The following is a 22,457-nucleotide window of genomic DNA, read 5'->3' on the forward strand; positions in this document are numbered from 1 at the left end:
TAAATGAATCAGGGAATAACATGAGAAAATAAGAAGGATTGGTGAATGGGATATTATAAGGATGGTCAAGAAGATAATAGTGGCTATTTATCAATTTCTGATGAAGTACGAGGCAAGCATATGTTGAACAAGGTTCCTATGGTCATCACAATTTTTTTCTTGATTATCAAGATTATGGAAACCATTGTGGGCGAAACAGCCGCTTATTACCTAAATGAAGAACTAAATTTAGAATGGGGATATTAAATGAAGATGTTTTAAACAATCGAGAAATTAAATTTTAAACTAGAAGTCTGGTGCCTGACACCCAGTGTGCTAAAGCGGTAGCGCATCGGGTGCCAGGCACCGATTTTAAGTTAGTATAGCTAGTTTAGAAATTGAAAAAAAGAAAGGTAGTAGGGTCAGTCCCCTGTTGAACTATTAGTTCAACGGTAGACTGACCCTATTACCTTTTTGTCAAGGACATAGATGTGAAATTAATTCCTTGTTTTCTGCAAACTTGTTCCCTTAAAATAGATGAGGAAGTCAGTGAAACAATAGTTAGAAGGTGAAGAGTTGCAAAGAAAGATAGGTTTTATTTATGAATTAATATTAGCAGGAATAATTATTTTTTCTTTAATTGTTGATTTGCCCAAAAAAGAAGATTTTGTTTTAGGCTGGCTTGTGTGGGGGCTTTTTGCCGCTGATTATGTGATTCGGTTTTTCTTTAGCAAGGAAAAATGGGGATTTGTCAAAAGTCATCCAATCGAGCTCCTTGCACTCATCCCTTTCGATCATCTATTTAGAACTATCCGTTTAATTCGCTTATTTCGCTTAGTTAGGCTCATCCTCGTAGTAAAAAGAAATAATTCGATTTTAGATCTATTGATTGAAAAATATCGCTTAGATAAATTATTTGTAACAGTTATTGCTTTATTATTTATAACTGCGATTCCTATGACATGGATAGAACCAAGCTTTCACAGCTATGGAGATGCTTTATGGTGGACAGTGGTAACGACAACAACCGTTGGCTATGGAGATTTATATCCTGAAACAAATGTCGGGCGGATAATTGCGAGTGTACTTATGTTCGTTGGGATCGGGTTAATTGGGGTTGTAACCGGAACGGTAGCTTCGATATTTTCTAATAAAAAAGGGGACTTGCCTGAACGATTGAAATACGTAAGGGATAAGATTGATGATTATCCGTCTCTTACGGAACCAGAGATTCTCGTCATGATTGAACAATTGAAAGCTTATCAAAAAGAACAAAGCAAAAAATGAAACCCTTTGATGGTAAAATATAGAACCTAATTTTTAGGTAAAAAGCGGTCTTATGAATATCATAGTGACCGCTTTTTAGTTCGTACATCTAATAGCTGTTCTTTAATTTGTTAACTTCATCTTTTAGCCGAATTATTCGAAGAGGTTATGATTCCTTTTGTTGATAAATTATGATATGTAAAAAAATAATCCATCATTAAGCGCTGATGATAAAGCTGTGGAGTATAGGTTATGCAGTATATGGAAGGATATGGCGAAAAAGGTATGCATATCAGTGATATTTTCTCGAGTTTGGATGACATTCCTTTATACAGCAAAATACACCGTTTTTTCGACTTTGTCTGACCTAGAATTCAATGTTAAGATGAAACCTACGTAAAAGAACATATCGCCATATGAAAAAACTGAAAGGAATGATTTGTTATCGATCATTTACAATTAAGTTATACGAGCGAAATGGAAAAAGCGATGTACAGTGCACATGGTGTAGGTTATGAAGAGTATATGAGACATCATTCAGTAAGAATAAGAGTCGAAAAGAGCCGAGAAAAGGATTATAATACGTGTCGCAGAATGGTTGTTGATCTAGATCGACTAGTTCATTATAATAATCGCTTAACGACATGAATAAAAAGGGAAACCAATGACTGGTTTCCCTTTTTATCATACCTTTTACTTATACCACTAAGATCTTGGCCAATTTCGCTTGATCAAATCCTAGGATAACTTCTTCACTATTTTCGTCTTTGATAATGGTTGCTGGCGTAGCAGCAGCACCTAGTGCAATAAGTTCTTGCAGATATTGATCGTCTTTACCAGGCGGGGCTGGCCCTTTTACCAGTAATAGTGGAGGGAAAGTTTATATATAATTAGATGGTGGCGATACTCAGTTGGAAATAACATGGCATTCAGAATAAAAATTTGATGAAAGGAATAAATCAATTTTAATTATACATATCTACTTTTCAATCTTCTTAATGTTCCGTAAAACGGTAATAAAACCATCCAATATATCATGACTAACTGAAAATCCTTTGCGCTTATAGAATTCCAAGGCGTTCGTATTGCCATTGGAGACAAAGATAAAATAATCTTCGACATCCTCAAATTGTTGCAGCCATTTCATTGACCTAATGAAAAGGCTAGATCCAATCCCATATTGTCGATACCCATCTTTAATGTAGAATTGGGATAAACAACCTACGTGATCCCTATTAACAGAAGATAGGTCAAAAAAGGTGGCAAAGTCATTTGAATAGGACTCTTTGGTAGAAATATTGGAATAGACATACCCTACTATTTTATCTCCATCTTTAGCTACCACAATATTATTATGTATTGCACTTTTTATGGAAGGAATCATCCGTGTGTCGAAGTTCATGTTGTAAAATAATTCCGGTTTTATGTATGCTTTCGACTTTTGAAAGGCCATTAGTTCATTACATAACTCTCTACAGCATTCACTTTTTTCATCTGCAATAACTTCATATGTTATATTCATTTTCTTCTCCTTTAATCGAGTATTCAATAATAAGGTTATCACGTCTCTTATTTTTTTGTAAGACTGAATTAACTGCAGATTCTTAATTTAAGAATGAGAAAGGTTTGAACAAAACAATTCCGGAAGTTACACTAAATGATGGGATTACTTTTCCAGAAATCGGTTTGGGTAAATATAAACTGAAGGGAAATGAAGGTGTCAATTCAATCCTAAGTGCCATTGATCTCGGCTATCGACTTATAGTTTCTGCTTATAATTATGAAAACGAAGGGACTGTAGGGGTGGCCGTTAGACATTAAATGGATATGTAAATTAAAGAGGAATGCATCAGGCATTTTTTCCGTGCATGAAAAAATCCCAAATTCCCTTTGGGAAAACCATATACTGTTAGTGCACAGTACGTTGATACTGTTTTGTAATGTCAAAGGTCCTTGTTCAATTTCTATGAAAAAATAACGGAGTCTTTTGACTTCTTTTTTATTTTTTGTATATGTGTCCACACTCTGATACAAAACTAATCATAGTTTATCTAAAGGAATAAGAAAGAAAGGAGGAAGAAGCACTCTATGGAGAAGGATAAAAAACAGAAACAGGAACCGAATGGAGAAATTGACCGGTTCTCAAGATTTATGTTTGGAAACAGTAAACGCAGAGAAACTTACAATGAACGGGAAAAAAATTCCCAAGAATCGCCAGAACAAAAAGAGCAATCATCTTTCGATAGGAGATTGGATCGGACTGATAATTTGTTGTTTGGCTATAGAAGAAAAGAACCTGAAACTAGAACTCACACCACTCAAAATCAAATAGAAGATCTTATTAACAATGTGGATGTTGTATTGCTTATGGAAACTATCGATATGTTTGTTGAAACATCTAAACAATTAAAACCATTATTTAAAGAAATCAGCCCTTTCTTTCATCGAATTAGTAAAAAGTTCCTATCCAATGAAGACACCTAGTTACTAATTGGAAAAGAAGATTTTTTACGGAGCACAGTCTGTTAACCGATAACAATAAACGGTCACATCATCTCATAATCCTCGTGCTCCAAGATATGACAGTGCCATACATAGTACCCTGTATAAGGACCAAACTTCATGATAATTCGATTTACCTGGTTAGGATTAGCTCTAACTGTTTCCTTCAATCCTCGTTCTTGAGGTTCGGGAGGTATTGTCGGACAGGTAAAATGGATAATTCTCTCCTTGGAATACTTTTCTACATAGAAATCTCTCCGGTTTAATATCTGGAATATAGGGTCAGTCCCCCGATGAATTACCGCTTTAACACACTGAGGGACTGACCCCATTTTCCTTATAATAATCGCTTAACAACATGAATAAAAAGGGAAACCGATGACTGGTTTCCCTTTTTATCATACTTTATACCCCTAAGATCTGGGCCAATTTCGCTTGATCAAATCCTAGGATAACTTCTTCGCTATTTTCGTCTTTGATAATGGTTGCTGGCGTAGCAGCAGCACCTAGTGCAATAAGTTCTTGCAAATATTGATCGTCTTTACGTATGTCTCTTTCTTCAAACTCAATCCGATTTTCTTTTAACCAAAGTTTTTCCGCATGACAAGGCGGGCAAGTCTCTTGAGAATAAATAATCACTTTTTTCATTTAATTACCTCCACTTCATTAATGCTATTGTACAATGAATTCTGTTTCCATGGGTACAATTAAATACTTTAGATCAATTTTTAAGGAAGTGACCCTCATTGAAATATAACATCAACCAAGAACTATAAAAAGAGCCGTAATAGGGGAATATGAAAAATACCTAAACGAACTTGAAAGCCTTCAATATCACGAGCAAGCTCCATATAGAAAAGCAAAGAAACTGGCAGAGTGTATCGTGAAAAACGATTGGATTTCAACCTGCGAAATCGACAAAATCATCCAAGCAGAATTAAACGAACAATGGTTTTCCTATCGCGGGATTATGGAGGTTTACATGATTGGATTATTAAAAATGGATAAATATATTCCTACTTTGGCCAGCTTGTTGGTCCGAGATGAGGATATCTTATTGAAAGAGGCGGCCACGGCGTTAATTGCTTTTCAAAATGATGATGTGGTTGAGGCTGTAGCACCTTAATTAAAGAAACGAGATTCTGTGATTTTTGCTACGTCTGTTGCCAAAAACATTAAATCCGAGCTAGCTGTTCAGTATTTACGAGAGGCCTACCATGCTACAGAAGATATAGACGAACAGGACATAATTGTCGAAGCACTCTGTCATCAGCTTTCAAGCGAAGCATTGCCGGAAATCTCCGACCAGATGAAAAAGGATCATGTGTCACAAATTGTTGATCTCGAACAGACTGCTTATGGATGTTATTCTATTCTAGGTGAGCACCACCCGGACATGGAGAGCTAGAAGCAAGAAGCAATCCAGCGGGAGATGCACTATCGATGATTGCCGCAGGAATTGGCAATTTTGGAATGGCAATCGCAGCAAGCCTAAGAAGAGATTTAGGATTAAAATATGCATCTTTAATTCCGGAAATTTCGCTATTTGCCGAAGACGGAGCCAAGATTATGATTAAGCATGGATGGATGGAAGAGCCACCACAAGCAGAAGACCGTGATCAATTAATAAAGAGCTAATGAGGTGAATTAAAAAGTAAGAACGGAGACAATATTCAGAAATGAAATTGAAACATAATGATACAGATTGGAAAATTGCGTAATCAGGTGCCAGTCCCCCAGTGCTTAAACTTTGCAAAGTGGAGGGGGACTGGCTTTATTTAGTAGAAAAGATCTTATGAGATTTTGAATATTTGGTTCGGTTTTCCAATATCGCTAATCGAATTAGCTTTACTTTTATTTCTTTACTTAAAGAAAGCCATTCATGTTTATTAATTTTCATGATACATCCCTCCATTAACTTTTTGATCGTTTAAAGAGAGCCATTAAAAACATGTTTATACAGCTTTATCTAGAACTAAGTTTTCATCTTTCTACTATTCGTTTACCCAATTATTTCAAATTCGTAAACCTATTATTCTATTCTATTTTCTTTTATTATTCTACATATTTTTTGAAAATGGTTAAAACCATCAAAGTTGTGGTAAACATACAAAAAGATAGGAGATGAATCGGATGGGTGATCAAAAACAAAGTTATTATGTTAATATTCAATCTCACGATATTCTCAGAGACCCTTTCGAAGGAGAATGGAATTTTAAAATTGAAGCTACAGAATCCCAACTAGCTGTTCTTGAACGACTTTTTGATCATAACGACGAAATGGACTGGGAAAGCTTTTTTCGGGCACAATTTCCTTTTCTTGAATACCATTATCAGCCTCAAAATATGGAATATGACCGGCAAATGATGCTGATCTATACAATGCTATTTTACCTAGGTGATGAAAAAACTCGTGCACATATTAGAGAAATGGGAATCTTAAATGAAGCTATTGTAAACGATTAAGAGGACCGAAAGTTATTTGGGATGAAAGTAAAGAATCGGAGTGTCAGGCACCATCCATAGGCAAATGAAAATCAATATGTGATGATGATGACTTCATTGAAACTTATGAATCAATGCAATTAACTGCAGTTAAATAATGATTGAGAGACGTTGATGGAAATTTTGAAACAAAGTGTCAGGCACCATCCAAAAATTGATAGTGCATGTGGCACTTTGTTTCGTCAACTTATTACCGATAATAAAAGCTGATATTTAATAACGTTCCTACCGCAGCGGGTGTATATTGTTTTATTAGATGGAATCTGCGCCGTTTTAAAAATTCAATAAATTCTAAAATAACAAAAATACATTTAATTCATACTTTACTTATAGGAATTATTGGGTTATGATTAAATACATAAAATAAACTGACTGGTCCCTTAATATTAATAAATCGATGCAAAAAGAAATGTATTTAATTTTGGGAGAGTGTTTCGAATGAGAAATAGCAGAGAAAAGAATCGACAAAAACTGATCAAAAAATTAATCTTTTTTAACATTTATGAAAAAGAGGACAAACAGCTATACGAAATGCCACTTTCAAAATTAGAATATGAATATCGTAAATTTAAATTACAAACCCATCCCCATGGTGACTTTAGTTCCATACAATGGGTGTAACATAAAAAAGGTGTCGGCATTATGTGCAAATATTACATAGTGCCTGACACCTTACTCCTTTTGATGGGAAGTTGCTTTTGCAATAGACTGTGTGATGTTCCAGAATCAGCGGTCTTTTTTCTATTAAAAAAGGTTGGGCATTATGGATATTATTATTTTGTAATATAAAACAAATTCGTATTGTTTTTGAAACAAAGGATATTATTTTAGGAAAAAAAACATGTTAGTAAATGTAACAAAGTGTGCCTTTGTTATTGAAACAATAGAATTTCGGTATAATAAAAGGAAAGAATGCAGACCAGAGATGAGGCAGATAAGATGATTGTTATTGAAAATGATTGGTTGAAGGTGGAAATTAGTCGAAATGGGTCAGAAGTCCGCAAAGTGAAGCATAAGACAAATGGGCTGGACTATATGTGGACGGGAGATCCTGCCTATTGGGGACGTGTCTCACCGGTGTTATTTCCGATTGTAGGACGTTTAAAGGAAGACCGCTATCAACTCGAGGGTGAGACCTACGAAATGTCACAACATGGTTTTTTGCGTGATGTGGAATTTGAGGTGGATGATCAGACTACAACAGACGTTTCTTTTCGTTTCGAGTCTCGCGGACGTTACGGTCATGTTTATCCTTACGAGTTTATTGCGATAATTCGTTATTCCATCAATGAGGAAATACTCACTGTTCGTTGGGAAATCGTAAATATAAACAAGGAAGAAATGTATTTTTCCATTGGTGCCCATCCCGCATTTAGGATTCCACTATTAGAAAATGAAACTCTAGAGAACTATAATTTGCACTTTATTTCTGCTGCAAATAAGAATGTGATGGAATATGAGATAGATAATTCACTGATTCGCGAGAAAGGAATAGTCAATGATCTATCATCGATTCCACTAAATGACTCGCTTTTTGCGAATGATGCACTTATTTATAGTAATATTGATCAAGTTACACTGTCATCGAATAAGTCGAATCATGGTGTAGAAGTAAGGTTTGAAGGATTTCCGTTTGTTGGAATTTGGTCGAATTACACAGAAGGTAAAATGGCTCCGTTTATTTGCATCGAACCGTGGTACGGTATTGCTGATACATACAACACAAATGGAAACTTGAAAGAGAAATTTGGAATCAATAAGATTGAACCAAGAGAAGCATTCAGGGCAGAGTATAAAATGAGGTTTATGTGAGCCGTAAAAAAACAGGCAGACACTGTCTGCCGAATTCATAATCTTTTTGGTAAGAGTGAATGATCAAACCAAAACTTTACAATTGACAAAATGTACTGTAACGAATAAACTTACAGTATGATAACTGTAAGTTTTTTTATTACATTTAAATATACTTGCCAATACACTAAGGAGTGTGAAAAAGTATGGTGACTGTGTATACGACACCGAGTTGTACTTCATGCCGAAAAGCAAAAGCTTGGCTTGAAGAGCATCAAATTGACTATATGGAAAGAAACATAGTATCTCATCCCCTTACAGTCGATGAGATTAAATCGATTCTTCGCTTGACAGAAGAGGGAACTAGCGAGATTATTTCAACGAATTCATTGGCGTTCCAAGAATTAAACGTAAATATTGAATCTCTTCCACTTAGTGAATTGTATCAATTAATCATGGAGCATCCCAAAATGCTACGCCGGCCCATTATCCTGGACGAAAAAAGATTACAAGTTGGATATAACGAGGACGAAATACGTAGTTTTCTGCCCCGTAGGATCCGAAACTATTTGTACATCGAATTGCAAAAAGCGGCCAATTAATTTTTAAGGACAAAATGCTTAGCCTGTAAAAACAAACCTTAATATATATAATTGAAATATGTGGTTTAAAAGGAGGAAAAAGTGATGATTGAAGTATTCGTGACAGTAAATTATAAAAATCGAAATTACCATACCAATGTAATCGTGAAAAAAGATATGACATGGGAAAAAATTAACCGGATAGCAGAAAAGCAAGTCAAAAAACAATGGGATATTTAAAAAAAGCGGCTTTGCTACGGACTTAGTATAGCTAAGTGCTTGACTAGCAAATCTGTAATGCTTAGCATTACAGTACGTTGATAATTTTAAAAAAGATGCAGACAATAGATGTAATAGTAAAAAACGTGATAAGATTTATTGCTTAGGAGGAAAGCTCATGAATAGTGATTTTACCCTTGCCATTCATAGTTTAACTTTTCTTGCACTACAGCCGGACCGCATGTCAACTAGCGATTCGATTTCGGAAAGTGCTGGCGTCCATCCGGTTCGCATTCGAAAAGTGCTAAGTTTGTTAAAAAAACATGGATTTATCAAATCAAAAGAGGGAACTGGAGGCGGATTTATTTTTGTGCTAGAACTAAGTGAAGTGAATCTTTGGGATATATATAAAATAACCTCAGAAGGTGCACTAAAGCCTAAATGTCCTGAATCCAATGAAAACTGTATTGTCGGGGCGAATATGCAAAAAGTCTTATGCAGCATTTTCTTTGGTGCGGAAGAGCATATGGGAGAATATTTAAAGGATTATACAATTAATGAAGTTGTTGATCTTGTTAATAAGAGGCCGTGACTGGATATATGTCTGCACAATTTATTAAATAAAATGTAATAAAAAAAATTACAGATCAGTGAAAGCTAGCATAATCTAAGATGAAACAAAAATATTAAGAAGGTGAAAAAAATTATGTTCTCCAACAATAATACGATTTTAAAAACAGGTGATTGGATTAAGGCAGAATCACGGGATGGCGAATTAATTATTGGTTATGTTGAATCGCTGTCACCAGATACACTAGAAGGCGTAGTGAAGGTAACCGTTGTAACAAGTGACCTTAATCAAACGATTGGAAAAACAATACCTATTTTAAGTAAACAGGTGAAAAAACTGCCTGTTTCCAATGTAACCAACAAGGCACAAATTGAATTCCTCCTGGACTTGGCATTATCAACAGGGGATAAGGAATGGTTTTTAGTGCTTTCTTCGGAGTTAAACGCAATGAAGCAGCTAGTAAATGGAGTACATTAAAACTACACAATAAATTCCGTTTGGTTTGAACGTTAGTAAAAGGAAGATCCAATGTTTTTTGGAAAGGGTTAGTCCAAATAGCTGAACAAAAAAAGGTGCATTAATCCAGTAACGGATGAATGCACCTTTTTATATATGCGTGTTTTAGCCACGCATCCATTTAACTACTTTAGAACATGCTGTTCTCATTAGGGGAATTCTCTGGTATGGGTTGTCCAATATCCCACAATTCAACGATTTGGTTATTTTGGAAACGGAAAATATGTACAACAGCTCCACCAAGATCTTCTGGATTCTGCTTTACATGAGAGTGAACCGCAACCGTATCTTTCTCTTGAATGGCAAGTTTAACCTCAAGTATTTTATGAGGGTTCATAGCTGCATTCTCTTCCATTGCAAGCATGAGTGATTCTGCATCGCCACGGAAATAGGGGTTGTGGTGCCGAAAGTCAGGACCTATGTAAGCCTGGTATGCTTCACGAACTTTCCCTGATGCTACGATTTGTAGAAAAGACACAGCTTTCTCTTTGAGTGAGAGGTTCGTTGTAAACTCCTGTTCCGTGCTCATTTCAATCATCCTTTCCTTTCAAGAATTTTCCTGTTAGAAATAATAGAAGTTTTTAGGTACTAAAACCTCTCGGCCATTATTTCCTCTTTTTTCATCGATGCTGATCGACAAGAATTTGATTCCCGTCTGGATCTTCAATGACAAAATGTCCTGGTCCCTCATTTGTTTCAGCTGCTGCAGTCAGCATGTTTATTCCTTCAGCCTTAAGTTGTTTTTGAATGTCTCGAATGTCCGTAAACGATTCAAGATTCTCAGCATTTTCATTCCAGCCTGGATTAAAGGTCAGAATATTCTTTTCAAACATTCCTTGGAATAGTCCAATGATGCAATTTTCATTCTTCATAATAAGCCAATTTTGACTAATGTCACCACCAAAAGTTTGAAATCCTAGTTTTTCGTAGAATGACTTAGATAGATGAATGTCTTTTACGTTTAAACTTACAGAAAAAGCACCTAGCTCCATATTTTCTCCTCCCTTTTTATTAATGTGAGAAAACTCACTTTATTTATATTAACTATAAATGATTGCTGTGGAATTCACAACATTTACCATAATTTTTAGATGACGTGGGTACATTTCAAATAGATAAACACATTCACACAAAAAAGCCTAAAAATCATCCAAATTGCAAAAAACGCCCTCAAAAATGATAACGGAGATTCGCTTTACCCCGCTAATCTCGATATCTTAGAAGTACTGAGACGCGGGCTTTTTACATATAGCCCTCGCAAAGGACAAGGTGATGAAAAGGTGTCATAAAATATTCAATTTCGTTTGAAAAACATATGGCCATTTTCTTCATTTAACTATAAATAAGGAGTGAAGAAATTTTATTAAAAGAAAGGACAGTGGTTGAAGATGGCAAAGTTTAGAATGGTGTGTACGGATTTTTGGAAGAATCCGATGGTTTCAGAAGAGATGACACCGGAGGATCGATATTTTTACCTTTATCTTCTTACGAATCCACATACAACACAAACTGGAATCTACAAAATTACGAAAAAACAAATGGCTTTTGATTTGGGCTATTCGATTGAGAGTGTTCATTCGTTAATGGAACGATTCATCAAGCATCACAAGTTGATTCGTTACAATCCTGAAACGAGAGAGCTGGCGATGAAAAACTGGGGGAAGTACAACCTCTATAGAGGCGGGAAACAAATGATGGATTGTATTTTTTCCGAGTTAAAGGATGTCGAGGATCTCTCACTTATTCAATATGTTTCGGAATCCATTCAAAAACAGGAAATTCGCAGCCTCTTTGAATCTTTTTGTAAACAAGAAGAATTGATTTGCGGCAACGAAGTGAGCGGCCATGAAGAAAAAATACATTTCTAGAACCTGAATGTGGAGAGCTTGACGATACGTTGACGCATCGTGATACGAAAGGGGGACAAAAAGAAGAAAATAATAATAAAAAAGAAAATAAAAAACAACAACAAGAACAAAAAGCTTTCCATCCAATTTTACAAGGCAAACCGATGAACTCATTTTAAAATTAATGATGGAAAAATGATAGCTGAATTAGAGTGCGAGAGGACATCCATTTACTGGATGTCCTCTCGCACTCTGCATAATCAAACTATCTAAATTAATTTACTCTTAAATTCTAGTTTCTTGCATTGGGGGTCAGGCTCATCTTTTATCCGATCCCAATGCAGAGGCACTTCCTATGCAGCCGTAGCTTTTCCGTGTTCCGTTCTAAAAGATGTAGTTTTTTTCTTTCTCACATTACCGACAATAAATGAACCAAATGGAAGGAATGTAACCACCCTTATGATCAATATTGAACCCAACAAGGATAAAACGAATAAAACCAACGCCTGTGTACGAAAATGAGTAAAGTAATCTACAACATATGAATCAAGAAATCTTTGAAGCTGCCAATGTAACAAATAGATGCCAAAAGAATATCTACTAATTAGATCAATAAATTTTGTATTTGGAATGACTTGTCCCCAAGCAAGTACAACAGCAGTAACTGAAAGAACCAACGGATATAGATCCAATCGTCTAGAATGAATTATAGTATTTCCAGTTTTATATGATAAATAAATAATTCCTACCGAGATAACTGGTAAGCAAATTGTAAGCCAGCGGTATTTTACTAATTTTTCAGCAATAACTGCATAATGCTTTCCAATGATAAATGCAATTGTAAAGTAGCCAAACCAGGCTAGGAAAGGGAGTTTAAAAAGATCCTCGATGCCTACAAAGAAAATAAGTCCTTTTTTCAAATAAACAATCATAGTCACCAAACTTAATGGAAACAGCCATTTCATTGACAATTTGAAACGTGTAACAATGTAATGGATTATATAAAACTGAAGGATAACCAAAATGAACCATCCTTCAAATGAACCTCTAAAAATGTTTACAATGATTCTCTGGGTTAATACGGAACTAGGATCGAAATGTTTACCGACGAGGGCATCAATGATCCCAAAGGATAGATAGGGTAGAACCAGCCATTTAATCCTCTTCACCCAAAAGTTAGTAGGAAGACTATTGGGATAGCGATTAGCCAATATTATTATAGATAGGACGATAAATGTTGGAGTAGCATAACATAAAAGAACTCTTCCAAAATTATATAGAGTGTTTTGAGGATTTCCAACAATATATCCTATGCGGGTAGTGCTATGAAGAAATACAATACTCAGACAAGCTATTGCTCGTAATAAGCTCCATTCTTTAATCAAATTATTACACCTCTGCATATTCTTTGTTGTTCCAAAAAGTCTAAAATAAATTAGATAAATAGTCTATTTTACAAACATAACAAAATATTTAGGACGCTTTTTCTATTTTAAACTTTTACCTCTTACAATTCAATGCAAAAACAATAAACCATAGGGACGGTTCCGGTGGCTTTTTCCAAGTAATACTTACGATTTTTTTAACCTGAATGGCTGACACCTTCCATAGTGATAAGCACTTAGTTGAACAAGTCTCTCATTATCATGAAATTAACGGAACGACGATAATCAACACTCCTGATAAAAAGCCTAATTTCTCAGTGGTAAAAGTGAGAAATTAGGCTTTAGTTATTTCATAATACGCTCGATTATGGAAGAAGAGGTATCTCCTCTTCTATTGAATCTCGGAGGATCTAACCTTCATGACAAAAATTATTGGATGTTCTCAGTATCACGGATTATTTTCTAAAATATTAGTTGAATTTTGTACCGTTTTAGTACTGAGTGCCTGGTACCACCCAGTATTTGCTGTATTTGGTAGGGAGATAACAAACTTCTTGTACGGGTGAGAAGGCATAGGATCATTTCACATTCCTATAGAAAACTCACCAATACTTGTTTTTAATAAATATTTTTTATAAAGACATCAAAAAATAAGTTCATCATAAATAAGGAGCGTATCCAATGAAAAAAGTTTTGCTCATTACGATTCTTTTAATAATTCCTTTATTCACCTTTCAAGTGAATGCCGCTACATCCACTAATAGTCGAGAAGCATTTGAAAAAACCGGGCGCGTTATTTGGGAAGTTAACACTAAGAAAAAGTTAGTTGCCCTTACTTTCGATGATGGACCACATCCTGTTTTCACTCCACAAATACTTGATATATTGGCAAAACATGATGCTAAAGCTACCTTTTTTGTAGCTGGCAATAAAGTAGTCAGATTTCCAGATCTTTTAAAAAGAGAAGTGAAAGAGGGGCATGAAATTGCTAATCATACTTTCCACCATATTTATGGAAATATAACCTCGGCAAAACTATCCTCCGAATTAGAAGAGACAGATAAAATGATTAAGCAATTCACTGGGTTAAAACCGTCACTTTATCGGCCTGTAGGAGGTTTTTATAATGATGTAATTATCAATACGGCATTAAAAAATGGCAAAACGGTCGTATTATGGTCATGGTATCAAGATTCCCGTGATTGGGCAAACCCTCCAGCAAATCAAATGTGCAGTTATATAAAAAAAGGAATAAAGCCAGGTAATATTATTCTTTTTCATGATTGGCATGGTAGTGAATATACTCAAACCTGTTCTACTGTTCAAGCATTAGATAACATTTTGGACTTTTTAGACATGAACGGATATGAAAGTGTAACGGTATCTGAATTGCTTTACCGATCAACACAACTAATACCAGAATCTTTCGGGATCTATCCTGCAAAGAAAGGAAAAACTTCGCACATTGATTTAATGTATTAAATGTATTTTTACAGAAGGGGTAGTTCCCATAATTGCGAGATGGTGAAAGTGTTTCAAAGAATAATTTTCCAATATTTCATGTAGGTGATAATGTGACCGAATTATGGTGCCTGATTCCAGTAGAGTAAAGGTTACTTCAACGAAGGTATAACAATATCCTCCCCCTTCCAGGATGCTGTTAGCTTATCAAAAGAAAAGTTAGCGTAGAGTACTGACTATTAACATTATTTGAAAAATATGCTATTTTTAAAAGGAACAGAATTTGAGTGCGAGGTAGTTATCCTTAAAAATTTCCTCGAGGCAGTAAAAACATTATCTGAATTTCAAACGGAGATTGACTTATACTGAAATTATTCTGAGTATTATGGCTATGTATTTTATCTGCTTCGCAAAAAATCATAAAAATATGATAGAAGGGAAGGGAGAAAATGCTGCGAAATGTTATCGTTGTAACGGATGAAGAAGAAAGTGTGAAAAATGCAATCAGAGAAATTTTACGGTCGAAACATAAAGGCCATGAAGTGGCCCTTGATTTGACAAGAATAAATGACAAGCAAAGAAAAACGGAAATCATGAAAAAATTAACAAGGTATTAACAAATGAGACTTAATGCTTGTAAATTGAATTATAGGCTATAGTGGAATTTATTAATAAAGAGTTGCTATTCGTTGACTTTATAAACTGTAAATATTAAAATTACATTAATCTTCTTGAGGAGGAAGCATCAAAGTGAATAGTGATTTTACGATAGCTATCCATAGTTTAGTCTATTTGGCTTATTTACCAGATCATATGGCTAGCAGTGAGTCAATCGCTACCAATGTTTGTACAAACGCGGCAAGGATTCGTAAGATCATGAGCTGTTTACGGAATCATGGATTTGTTAGGACGAAAGAAGGCATTGGCGGTGGCTATATCCTCGACTGTAACACTCAAGAGGTATCATTGGCAGATATTTATCGTACAGTTTCACGTGGAAGCCTAAAACCAAATTGGTGCACAGGTGATCCGGAGCAAGAATGTGTTATATCGTCAAATACTCAGGTGGTTATGGATCAAATTTTCAATGATGCTGAAGTGTATTTTGAAAAATATTTAGAGAATATTACCCTTAGTACTGTTTTAGAAAAAATTAAACATTGTCCATGATTTAGTTTTTTCTTTTATTCATACTGTATATTATTTTATTACAGTATAATGCTATAGTGATGAAATACTTTTTTTAAAACCAAACTGTAATTTATTTTATAACATTTAAGGGATGGAGATACCGATGACCGATAACTATCGATTTGAAAATGGGGATTGGGTACAGGGGCGGTCCAGAGATGGAGAACTGATCCACGGGTATGTTGAAACTATAGACTCTGTTCAAGAAATTGTAAAAGTAAGGGTGGTCGAAAGTGACAATGAAAAAGCGATTAGCAAATCGATTTGGCTCCCAATTAAATGGGCAGAAAAGCTGCCCGATGTGACAGTTACTGACAACTCCCACCGCTAAAGCAGTGGGGTTCTGGGATACAGTGGCAAACTTGCCTAGTACACTTCTCAACGATACCCTTATCTTTCCTTGCGGATAGAGTTTCTATCGAAGCACTGGTGTACGTTCTCCTAGAACATTAACGGACGTATTGCGTATAGCAAGACACTTCTCCAAGCAAGCCACTATGGACTCCTTGTGTGTTTGTCGTTCCGACTTCTTTTGGGCGGTGTCACGACCAATCAGGTTTGTGTTTATGCGACAAACCAACGCAATGTTTTGCTTGCTGATTCTTTTAGTCTTGCAATCTCACGATTATGCATTTTAACGAAGTTATTCCATTGTTCGTTGCATTTGTCTACATCAACAGAGTTAAGAGTTTCAGTGGTGTTTCTAATCAAATAAGCACTATATAAATCACGTTGGATACGAAACTCTCCAAAATCATTCCAACGTTCCGAGAGCTGTTTCTTTGTATATTCACCAGTGACATGATTAAATTGACTCGCTTTTGTAGCGTAGGTATCTATTTTCTTAAGGGACCGTCCTTGATAGCCTAGTTTTCGGTCAATAATTGTGAGGAGCATGGCTGGGGCATGATTGGCGATTGATTTACCAAACCGTTTCTTGCGGTTAATCTTGCCATTCTTCTTGTTGCGGGTTGTTTTCTTTGTTCGCTTTTGAATCGACTGAAACCTCATGGTTTCTATTCGTACATCAGAACCTAGTGCAAGAATATCATTCGCTAACTTCTCATGCGCTATTTTTCGCCGGACAGCCATTTTCCGATACCATTCTTTGCGTATTTTACGAAGCTTCTTGTATCGGTTGGAGTAGTTCCATTCCAAGCGCCCTTTCTTAATCGTGCCATCTTCTTTGAAGTTGTCAGTATTAGTCGCTCTTTTAGACCGATCCATTGCACGCTGAATACGTCTTAATCCGACTTTATCAACATTGCATTCGGGTGCAAGTTCACGAAGTTCAACGGTAGTTTCGCTGCTAAACGCGATTGTAGAGGAACCAATGTCAATCCCTACACGTTTGTTTCCATCATTCGCAACTTTTCGATTACGTTTTGTTGGTGGATAACCTTCTTGAATAAGTTGTACAAAATAGCGAACTTTCCCCCGTACTTCACGTTTCAAGATACGCACATACTTTGTCTTATCCATTAAGGCTAGGTGAGCATATTCATCATTTGCATTCGGTGCAATTGGCATACACAACCAATTCTTAGGGTTTGGATATTTCTTTGTTGGCTTGTCGCCCCATAGGATATTGCCGTTTGCATATCTCAAGCCCGTTTTGTTTGATTTATTTTCAACAGAAATATTATCATCTAACTTTTTGAAGTGGACTTTTCGAGCCTTGTCAAAATGTAGTTTCTCTACAGATTGAAACGCCCTTGTCGCAAGTTTTTGTGCTTCAAAGCTGCCGATATTTTCCTTGAATTTATGTTGAACTTGTTTCACGAAATCGTGCAAACCATATTCAGAAAAGCCGTAGGCTAAACGTATCTCTGAAAGTAGTTGAAGATCACGTTCTTTGGACTTCGGTTCTTTCAGCAGCCTGCGATATTCTTTATCAGCTTTTACATGTTTATGGCGTTTGAGAGCTTCACCTAGACAAGAATTGTAGACTGTACGAGCAATCTTAAATTTCTTCTCTAATCGGTGTCTTTGCCAAAGGGGAATGTCTAGCGGAAATTCGATTGTATAAGTGGGTGAACTCTTTCTTGCCATAGGTTTCAGCTCCTTTCTAGATACGCCTTTTTGATTTTCAACGTATCTTTAATCGTACTCTACACATTTCCAAGCAGCGAATACGAAATAAGAACATATATTCGCCATTACCTTAATTGTATCAATTTTTATAAATTTCTACAACAATTATACGGAAATAAAGATAGGGATATTAAAAAAACAACAAAAGTGAATAATAAGAAATCTGAATATCTAATCAGTGGAAACAGAATTAGGAATTTTGATGCAACATGGTAATCTGTTGATTCTTTTCAAAAAGGGTGTGTTGGTAGATAAGGTTATCGGCTTCCAACCAAAGAAGCTTTGACAAAATAAATTTTAAAGCACTCTTAATACTGAAAAAAATTTGCTTTGAACGAAACGGTTAATATGGGATGAAGTTGGAGAGTGGGCAAAGTATTTTTTGTCTATTTCACATAAATGAACAAGGTAGAGGAGTAAAGACATGATGAATTTAAAATATGCACCATTATTTGAGTCATTTACGATAGGGAAGGGGATTCAATTAAAAAATCGCATTGTCATGGCACCGATGACAAATTTCTCATCCAATTCTGACGGGACCGTCTCAGATGCGGAAGTCAAGTATTATGAACGACGTTCCAATGGCGTTGGGATGGTCATTACAGCATGTACCTATGTGACAAGGAATGGTAAAGGATTTCATGGTGAATTTGGTGGAGACCATGATGAAATGATACCAAGTTTGCGTCGACTTGCATCAGCAATTAAAGAGAAGGGTGCGAAAGCGATTTTACAAATCTTTCATGGCGGACGCCAGGTTCCACCTGAATTAGTGGATGGTGATGTGGTAAGTGCTAGTGCAATTCCTTCAGAAGGAGAAGGAAAACCGGTTCCACGGACATTATCTGAAACAGAGATTGAATCGATTATTCGCGATTTTGGAGAAACAACTCGACGAGCAATTGAAGCAGGTTATGACGGAGTTGAAATACATGGTGCCAATGGATACCTGATTCAGCAATTCTTTTCCCCTCATTCGAATCGTCGTGAAGACCGGTGGGGCGGCACTCTTGAAAAACGTCTAACTTTTCCGTTAGCGGTTGTTGATGAAGTAAAGAGAGTTGTTGCTGAATATGCGAAAGAGCCATTCTTGGTTGGCTATCGTTTTTCACCGGAGGAACCTGAAACTCCTGGAATCACGATGGCTGACACACTAGCACTAGTAAATACACTTGCAGAAAAAGACCTTGATTATCTTCATGTTTCATTGTTGGATTTTAGGTCAACACCTAGACGAGGAGTTGAGGATACACGTACACGAATTGAAATTATTCAGGAGCGTGTAGGTGACCGTGTTCCAGTAATCGGAGTCGGTTCGATTTATTCAGCCGATGATGCCTTAAAAGCATTTGAAACGGGAGTCCCATTAATTGCATTGGGACGTGAACTGATTATTGATCCTGAGTGGGTGCAAAAAGTGGAACAAGGTAGAGAGTCTGAAATTGTCACCAAAATAAACAAGAATCATCAGCAATTGCTGGATGTACCTGATCCCCTATGGCAGGCAATTATTCATTCGCCGGGATGGTTCCCTGGAATAGAATAGATATTACTAAAAGCCTATCTAAAATATGGTCAGTCCCCCGGTAAACTAAAGCTTTAACCCACCGGGGGCTGAACCCATTTTCCCCATTTTCCGAAATGATAACCACACACCCATTCTTTTAAATATGGGCTTGTAGACCTAGTTATTTAACCATCCACAAAAAGGAATATTACATAGGCTAAGTCTAACATCACGTTTTTAAAATGAGGGGAATAGGCGTATGCACCAGTATTGGTATGTGAATTCAAAGGAGAGCGGGCAGCTATATAATAACAAAATTTCAGTACCACCATTATATTCACAGCCCCAAATACCCAAACTTGGAGGAATAAATGGTCTTGGGATTCCCGAGGGTTGGAGTGGTCGAGTCTATCCGGCTGGATGGAAGAGTCACGGGGGGTTAAAGGGTTTTGATCGTATGGAACAACCTGTTAATTGGACTTCTCCCGCCGACCAAATGGGTTTGACAGCACAAGAGCCTTCTTCCGGTTGGATAACACCGGCTGACAATAAGGGTTCCACGTCTCAAAAACACCTCGGGAATTCGATTCCGCCGGTCAATCATGATGATTGGGAGTCGCAAGAGCAGCCGGCCAACTGGCCGCAACCGGCTGACAATAAGGGTTCCACATCACAAAAACAACTCGGGAATACGATGCCGCCGGTCGATCATGACGATTGGGAGTCGCAAGAACAGCCTGCCAATTGGACGCAACCAGCTGACAATAAGGGTTCCACGTCACAAAAACAACTCGGAAATTGGCTGCCGCCGGTGGATCATAACGATTGGGAGTCACATGAACAGCCTACCAATTGGCCGCAACATCCCGAACATCCAGGTTTCATTTCTCAAGGATACAACGGGAAATGGTTGCAGCCGGTCGATCATGACGATTGGGAGTCGCCAGAGCAGCCAACCAACTGGCCGCAGCTTCCCGAACATCCGGGTTTCGCGCCTCTAGGACAGCCCACTCCTTGGGCACAACCGATCAACCATGCAGGGATGATCGCACAAGGCCAGCCTTTAGGGTGGGCTCCATCAGCCGGTCATGCGGGTTTCAACCCCCAAAAACAGCCTCTTCATTGGGTGCAATCAATCAATCATGCGGGGATGATGACTCAAGGACATCCGGCTAGTTGGGCCCCATCAGCTGGCAATAAGGGTTTCAATTCCCAAAAACAGCCCTTCCCTTGGGCGCAACCGGTCAATCATGCGGGAATGTTCGCACAAGGACATCCCGCCGCTTTGATGCCGCCGTCTGCCAATCCTTTTGGTTTTAGCGCCAATGGTCAGCAGGCTAACTGGGGCGGTTTTGGAAACCCCACAGGATGGGGGGGACAGGTAAATCCCATAGGATGGGGTGGTCCGGGAGCCCCGATGGGATGGGGGAATAACAAAGGTATAGGCCAGCCGGGAATACTTGGAGGATTACTTAACGTGGGAAAAGGCACCATGAATGGAATAGGAATTATTAGTAGTCTAATCGGTGTGGGAAAGTTCCTATTTTAGCGAATTGAGTCGAGGGGGAAGGTCCCAGTGACACCGTTTCAATTTCTCCTAAATTGTATGCGTTCCTTGACGAACTGAAAGTGAATTCGCAGCTAATCTTAACACTCAGTTATTCAAGAATAGGGCAAGTTTGTGAAAGATCATAAGCCTAATTCCTCGCTAAAAATACGAAGGAATTAGGCTTTTTTATCTTCAAAAATCCTTATCGTTGTATATTCGGATCATATCATTTTGGAAAACTGTGTTATCCCTCTAGTTTTTGGTTTTGTGTTTTGTCTTTTATTGAATTAAGTTTTAAAGCAGAAGCTAGTATGAGTACCATGCTTACTACTCCAATCCATACAAGGGTAGATAAAGGGGAATTCCAAGTTAATCCTTTTCCGAAGAAGAACAATTCTCGCAAACCTTGTATCATAAAACGCATTGGCAACCAAGAATAAACCCAATCTCGATAAAATGGAGACATCATTTCTGGAGCCATTGCAAGCAATGGTGCACCAAAGAATAACATTAGGGCAAAAAGAGCGATACTTCTGATTCCCAACCACAAAAGTACAGCTGAAATCATTAGGAAAAAGCTAAAAGAAGTGATCGATAGGAATAAAGCTGTATCCATATAATGCGGAATATGAAGTCCTATCATCCCATCTGCCAACCAAGGTAAACCAAATCCAACGACAAGTGCAACAATTGCCCCCATTCCTATTTGTCCTATCTTTGCGATAAGGTTCTCTTTCCGATTTGTAATGGATGATTTACTAACAGCGATAAAGATAATAGCAGCACTTGCCAAGCTTGCTATCCATAATGGTTGAAATAAGGAAACAGGAGAATTTCCGTTTGCACTATTAGTACCAATTTCATTAACATTAGTGACTTTTTTTGTAATAGGAGTTGCTAGACCTGCAGCTTGCTTTGCTGTTAATGTTGCTCCTTGCTTTTCAAAACCATCAAGTAGTTGTGTACGAATATTATTATTCATATTGTCAACTACGCCGTTCAATATTTGCCCCGCTGCGGTTGATGCTGCTATATTCATTCCTTGATTAATAAATATTTCAACTTCGGGCGATGATGGTGTAGGAGTCCGTAAAGAAGCCTGTTTAGCACTGAAATCCTTCGGGATTACTAATGCGGCGTAATATTCTTGATTATCTAATCCTTTTTGCATTTCCACTAAGGTTTTTACTACAACCCATTTCACAGCAGGGTTTTTTTCTGTTGTGGTTTTTGAATTTTTTTGTATCATGTCAACGATTGTTTGACCCATATACATCTTTGGTTGATTAGGAAATTCCACCCCTACATCCTCATTTACAATTGCAATGGGCAAATTTTTTGGTTGAGGTTGAACCGATGGAAATAATGTTAGTGAAAAAATAAAAATAACTGCCAATGCGATAATGGGTGAAATTATTAACAGTTTGCTTTTGAACATATTTTATCCCCCTTGATTTTTTGTTATAATAATGAACAACCTGTCGTTCATT

The 22,457-nt window shown here is 37.0% G+C and carries 30 protein-coding genes and 1 pseudogene; 23 read left to right on the forward strand and 8 right to left on the reverse strand.

Going from position 1 to position 22,457, the window contains the following annotated elements; translation table 11 throughout:
- Nucleotides 1-45: 45 nt before the first annotated feature.
- The 3 genes from ACFVSW_RS00220 to ACFVSW_RS28065 all read left to right on the forward strand — a co-directional run bounded on the left by ACFVSW_RS00220 (nucleotide 46) and on the right by ACFVSW_RS28065 (nucleotide 1,893).
- Nucleotides 46-246 (forward strand): hypothetical protein, encoded by a 201-nt coding sequence (locus ACFVSW_RS00220; protein WP_387310928.1) that lies wholly within the window; start codon nucleotides 46-48, stop codon nucleotides 244-246.
- 309 nt (nucleotides 247-555) lie between these two features.
- A complete protein-coding gene (locus ACFVSW_RS00225; protein WP_387310930.1) occupies nucleotides 556-1,266 on the forward strand; it encodes a potassium channel family protein in 711 nt (236 codons plus the stop codon).
- A gap of 468 nt (nucleotides 1,267-1,734) precedes the next feature.
- Nucleotides 1,735-1,893, forward strand: coding sequence for a YuzK family famiily protein (locus tag ACFVSW_RS28065; protein WP_483871399.1), 159 nt, complete (start codon nucleotides 1,735-1,737; stop codon nucleotides 1,891-1,893).
- Between the two features lie 331 nt (nucleotides 1,894-2,224).
- Here ACFVSW_RS28065 and ACFVSW_RS00230 read toward each other — a convergent pair whose 3' ends face one another.
- The gene (locus ACFVSW_RS00230) at nucleotides 2,225-2,767 is read right to left on the reverse strand and encodes a GNAT family N-acetyltransferase (protein WP_387310933.1); all 543 of its coding nucleotides are present in this window, start codon (nucleotides 2,765-2,767) and stop codon (nucleotides 2,225-2,227) included.
- Nucleotides 2,768-2,871: 104 nt separating this feature from the next.
- On the opposite strand from ACFVSW_RS00230, the pseudogene ACFVSW_RS00235 reads away from it, so the two are divergent.
- Nucleotides 2,872-3,060, forward strand: a pseudogene (locus ACFVSW_RS00235) (aldo/keto reductase); the annotation flags it as partial.
- 273 nt (nucleotides 3,061-3,333) lie between these two features.
- Nucleotides 3,334-3,729, forward strand: a complete 396-nt coding sequence (locus tag ACFVSW_RS00240) for a hypothetical protein (RefSeq protein ID WP_387310935.1) — start codon at nucleotides 3,334-3,336, stop codon at nucleotides 3,727-3,729.
- Nucleotides 3,730-3,791: 62 nt separating this feature from the next.
- Here ACFVSW_RS00240 and ACFVSW_RS00245 read toward each other — a convergent pair whose 3' ends face one another.
- Nucleotides 3,792-4,079, reverse strand: a complete 288-nt coding sequence (locus ACFVSW_RS00245; protein WP_387310937.1) for a multicopper oxidase domain-containing protein — start codon at nucleotides 4,077-4,079, stop codon at nucleotides 3,792-3,794.
- 73 nt (nucleotides 4,080-4,152) lie between these two features.
- The gene (locus ACFVSW_RS00250) at nucleotides 4,153-4,395 is read right to left on the reverse strand and encodes a glutaredoxin family protein (RefSeq protein WP_387310939.1); all 243 of its coding nucleotides are present in this window, start codon (nucleotides 4,393-4,395) and stop codon (nucleotides 4,153-4,155) included.
- Nucleotides 4,396-4,630: 235 nt separating this feature from the next.
- Between ACFVSW_RS00250 and ACFVSW_RS00255 the strand changes: the two genes are divergently transcribed.
- From ACFVSW_RS00255 to ACFVSW_RS00300, 10 genes are all read left to right on the forward strand, one after another.
- Complete coding sequence (locus tag ACFVSW_RS00255) at nucleotides 4,631-4,873, forward strand: hypothetical protein (RefSeq protein WP_387310940.1); 243 nt, start codon at nucleotides 4,631-4,633, stop codon at nucleotides 4,871-4,873.
- A gap of 18 nt (nucleotides 4,874-4,891) precedes the next feature.
- Nucleotides 4,892-5,155, forward strand: a complete 264-nt coding sequence (locus ACFVSW_RS00260; RefSeq protein WP_387310942.1) for a hypothetical protein — start codon at nucleotides 4,892-4,894, stop codon at nucleotides 5,153-5,155.
- A gap of 35 nt (nucleotides 5,156-5,190) precedes the next feature.
- The gene (locus ACFVSW_RS00265) at nucleotides 5,191-5,385 is read left to right on the forward strand and encodes a DUF3231 family protein (protein WP_387310944.1); all 195 of its coding nucleotides are present in this window, start codon (nucleotides 5,191-5,193) and stop codon (nucleotides 5,383-5,385) included.
- Nucleotides 5,386-5,880: 495 nt separating this feature from the next.
- On the forward strand, nucleotides 5,881-6,213 hold the full coding sequence (locus ACFVSW_RS00270; RefSeq protein ID WP_387310946.1) for a hydrolase: 333 nt from the start codon (nucleotides 5,881-5,883) through the stop codon (nucleotides 6,211-6,213).
- Nucleotides 6,214-6,690: 477 nt separating this feature from the next.
- Nucleotides 6,691-6,873, forward strand: coding sequence for a Fur-regulated basic protein FbpA (locus tag ACFVSW_RS00275; protein WP_387310948.1), 183 nt, complete (start codon nucleotides 6,691-6,693; stop codon nucleotides 6,871-6,873).
- A 318-nt stretch (nucleotides 6,874-7,191) separates the two neighbouring features.
- Nucleotides 7,192-8,064: an aldose 1-epimerase family protein gene (locus ACFVSW_RS00280; RefSeq protein ID WP_387310949.1), complete on the forward strand. Its 873-nt coding sequence runs from the start codon at nucleotides 7,192-7,194 to the stop codon at nucleotides 8,062-8,064.
- Nucleotides 8,065-8,249: 185 nt separating this feature from the next.
- Nucleotides 8,250-8,645 carry a transcriptional regulator SpxA gene (spxA, locus tag ACFVSW_RS00285; protein ID WP_387310951.1) on the forward strand — a complete coding sequence of 132 codons (396 nt, stop codon included), beginning with the start codon at nucleotides 8,250-8,252 and terminating at the stop codon, nucleotides 8,643-8,645.
- An 84-nt stretch (nucleotides 8,646-8,729) separates the two neighbouring features.
- Nucleotides 8,730-8,864 (forward strand): BA3454 family stress response protein, encoded by a 135-nt coding sequence (locus tag ACFVSW_RS00290; RefSeq protein WP_387310954.1) that lies wholly within the window; start codon nucleotides 8,730-8,732, stop codon nucleotides 8,862-8,864.
- Between the two features lie 157 nt (nucleotides 8,865-9,021).
- Entirely contained in the window at nucleotides 9,022-9,435 is a 414-nt protein-coding gene (locus tag ACFVSW_RS00295) for an RrF2 family transcriptional regulator (RefSeq protein ID WP_387310957.1), read from the forward strand.
- A 114-nt stretch (nucleotides 9,436-9,549) separates the two neighbouring features.
- Complete coding sequence (locus tag ACFVSW_RS00300) at nucleotides 9,550-9,891, forward strand: IDEAL domain-containing protein (protein ID WP_387310960.1); 342 nt, start codon at nucleotides 9,550-9,552, stop codon at nucleotides 9,889-9,891.
- 169 nt (nucleotides 9,892-10,060) lie between these two features.
- Here ACFVSW_RS00300 and ACFVSW_RS00305 read toward each other — a convergent pair whose 3' ends face one another.
- Both ACFVSW_RS00305 and ACFVSW_RS00310 read right to left on the reverse strand, forming a co-directional pair.
- Nucleotides 10,061-10,459, reverse strand: coding sequence for a nuclear transport factor 2 family protein (locus tag ACFVSW_RS00305; protein WP_387310962.1), 399 nt, complete (start codon nucleotides 10,457-10,459; stop codon nucleotides 10,061-10,063).
- Between the two features lie 91 nt (nucleotides 10,460-10,550).
- On the reverse strand, nucleotides 10,551-10,922 hold the full coding sequence (locus tag ACFVSW_RS00310) for a VOC family protein (RefSeq protein ID WP_387310964.1): 372 nt from the start codon (nucleotides 10,920-10,922) through the stop codon (nucleotides 10,551-10,553).
- 396 nt (nucleotides 10,923-11,318) lie between these two features.
- Here ACFVSW_RS00310 and ACFVSW_RS00315 point away from each other — a divergent pair, with 396 nt between their 5' ends.
- A complete protein-coding gene (locus ACFVSW_RS00315) occupies nucleotides 11,319-11,798 on the forward strand; it encodes a hypothetical protein (RefSeq protein ID WP_387310966.1) in 480 nt (159 codons plus the stop codon).
- Nucleotides 11,799-11,827: 29 nt separating this feature from the next.
- Nucleotides 11,828-11,956 (forward strand): hypothetical protein, encoded by a 129-nt coding sequence (locus ACFVSW_RS00320; protein WP_387310967.1) that lies wholly within the window; start codon nucleotides 11,828-11,830, stop codon nucleotides 11,954-11,956.
- A gap of 174 nt (nucleotides 11,957-12,130) precedes the next feature.
- On the opposite strand, the gene ACFVSW_RS00325 is transcribed toward ACFVSW_RS00320, so the two are convergent.
- The gene (locus ACFVSW_RS00325; protein WP_387310969.1) at nucleotides 12,131-13,162 is read right to left on the reverse strand and encodes an acyltransferase family protein; all 1,032 of its coding nucleotides are present in this window, start codon (nucleotides 13,160-13,162) and stop codon (nucleotides 12,131-12,133) included.
- A 681-nt stretch (nucleotides 13,163-13,843) separates the two neighbouring features.
- Here ACFVSW_RS00325 and ACFVSW_RS00330 point away from each other — a divergent pair.
- The 4 genes from ACFVSW_RS00330 to ACFVSW_RS00345 all read left to right on the forward strand — a co-directional run bounded on the left by ACFVSW_RS00330 (nucleotide 13,844) and on the right by ACFVSW_RS00345 (nucleotide 16,145).
- A complete protein-coding gene (locus ACFVSW_RS00330; RefSeq protein ID WP_387310972.1) occupies nucleotides 13,844-14,644 on the forward strand; it encodes a polysaccharide deacetylase family protein in 801 nt (266 codons plus the stop codon).
- Nucleotides 14,645-15,072: 428 nt separating this feature from the next.
- Entirely contained in the window at nucleotides 15,073-15,240 is a 168-nt protein-coding gene (locus tag ACFVSW_RS00335) for a hypothetical protein (protein WP_387310973.1), read from the forward strand.
- 133 nt (nucleotides 15,241-15,373) lie between these two features.
- A complete protein-coding gene (locus ACFVSW_RS00340; RefSeq protein ID WP_387310975.1) occupies nucleotides 15,374-15,793 on the forward strand; it encodes an RrF2 family transcriptional regulator in 420 nt (139 codons plus the stop codon).
- Nucleotides 15,794-15,917: 124 nt separating this feature from the next.
- Nucleotides 15,918-16,145 carry a hypothetical protein gene (locus ACFVSW_RS00345; protein WP_387310976.1) on the forward strand — a complete coding sequence of 76 codons (228 nt, stop codon included), beginning with the start codon at nucleotides 15,918-15,920 and terminating at the stop codon, nucleotides 16,143-16,145.
- 233 nt (nucleotides 16,146-16,378) lie between these two features.
- Here the strand turns inward: ACFVSW_RS00345 and ACFVSW_RS00350 are convergent, their stop codons facing one another.
- Nucleotides 16,379-17,866, reverse strand: coding sequence for an RNA-guided endonuclease TnpB family protein (locus tag ACFVSW_RS00350; protein ID WP_387310978.1), 1,488 nt, complete (start codon nucleotides 17,864-17,866; stop codon nucleotides 16,379-16,381).
- A 466-nt stretch (nucleotides 17,867-18,332) separates the two neighbouring features.
- Here ACFVSW_RS00350 and ACFVSW_RS00355 point away from each other — a divergent pair, with 466 nt between their 5' ends.
- Nucleotides 18,333-19,457, forward strand: a complete 1,125-nt coding sequence (locus ACFVSW_RS00355) for an NADH-dependent flavin oxidoreductase (RefSeq protein WP_387310980.1) — start codon at nucleotides 18,333-18,335, stop codon at nucleotides 19,455-19,457.
- Between the two features lie 871 nt (nucleotides 19,458-20,328).
- Nucleotides 20,329-20,967, forward strand: a complete 639-nt coding sequence (locus tag ACFVSW_RS00360; protein ID WP_387311639.1) for a chromosomal replication initiator protein DnaA — start codon at nucleotides 20,329-20,331, stop codon at nucleotides 20,965-20,967.
- A gap of 244 nt (nucleotides 20,968-21,211) precedes the next feature.
- Here ACFVSW_RS00360 and ACFVSW_RS00365 read toward each other — a convergent pair whose 3' ends face one another.
- Complete coding sequence (locus ACFVSW_RS00365) at nucleotides 21,212-22,405, reverse strand: YhgE/Pip domain-containing protein (protein WP_387310982.1); 1,194 nt, start codon at nucleotides 22,403-22,405, stop codon at nucleotides 21,212-21,214.
- Nucleotides 22,406-22,457: the final 52 nt, after the last annotated feature.

Origin of the sequence: Neobacillus sp. NPDC058068 (assembly GCF_042885335.1) — a bacterium.
GTDB lineage: Bacteria > Bacillota > Bacilli > Bacillales > Cytobacillaceae > Neobacillus.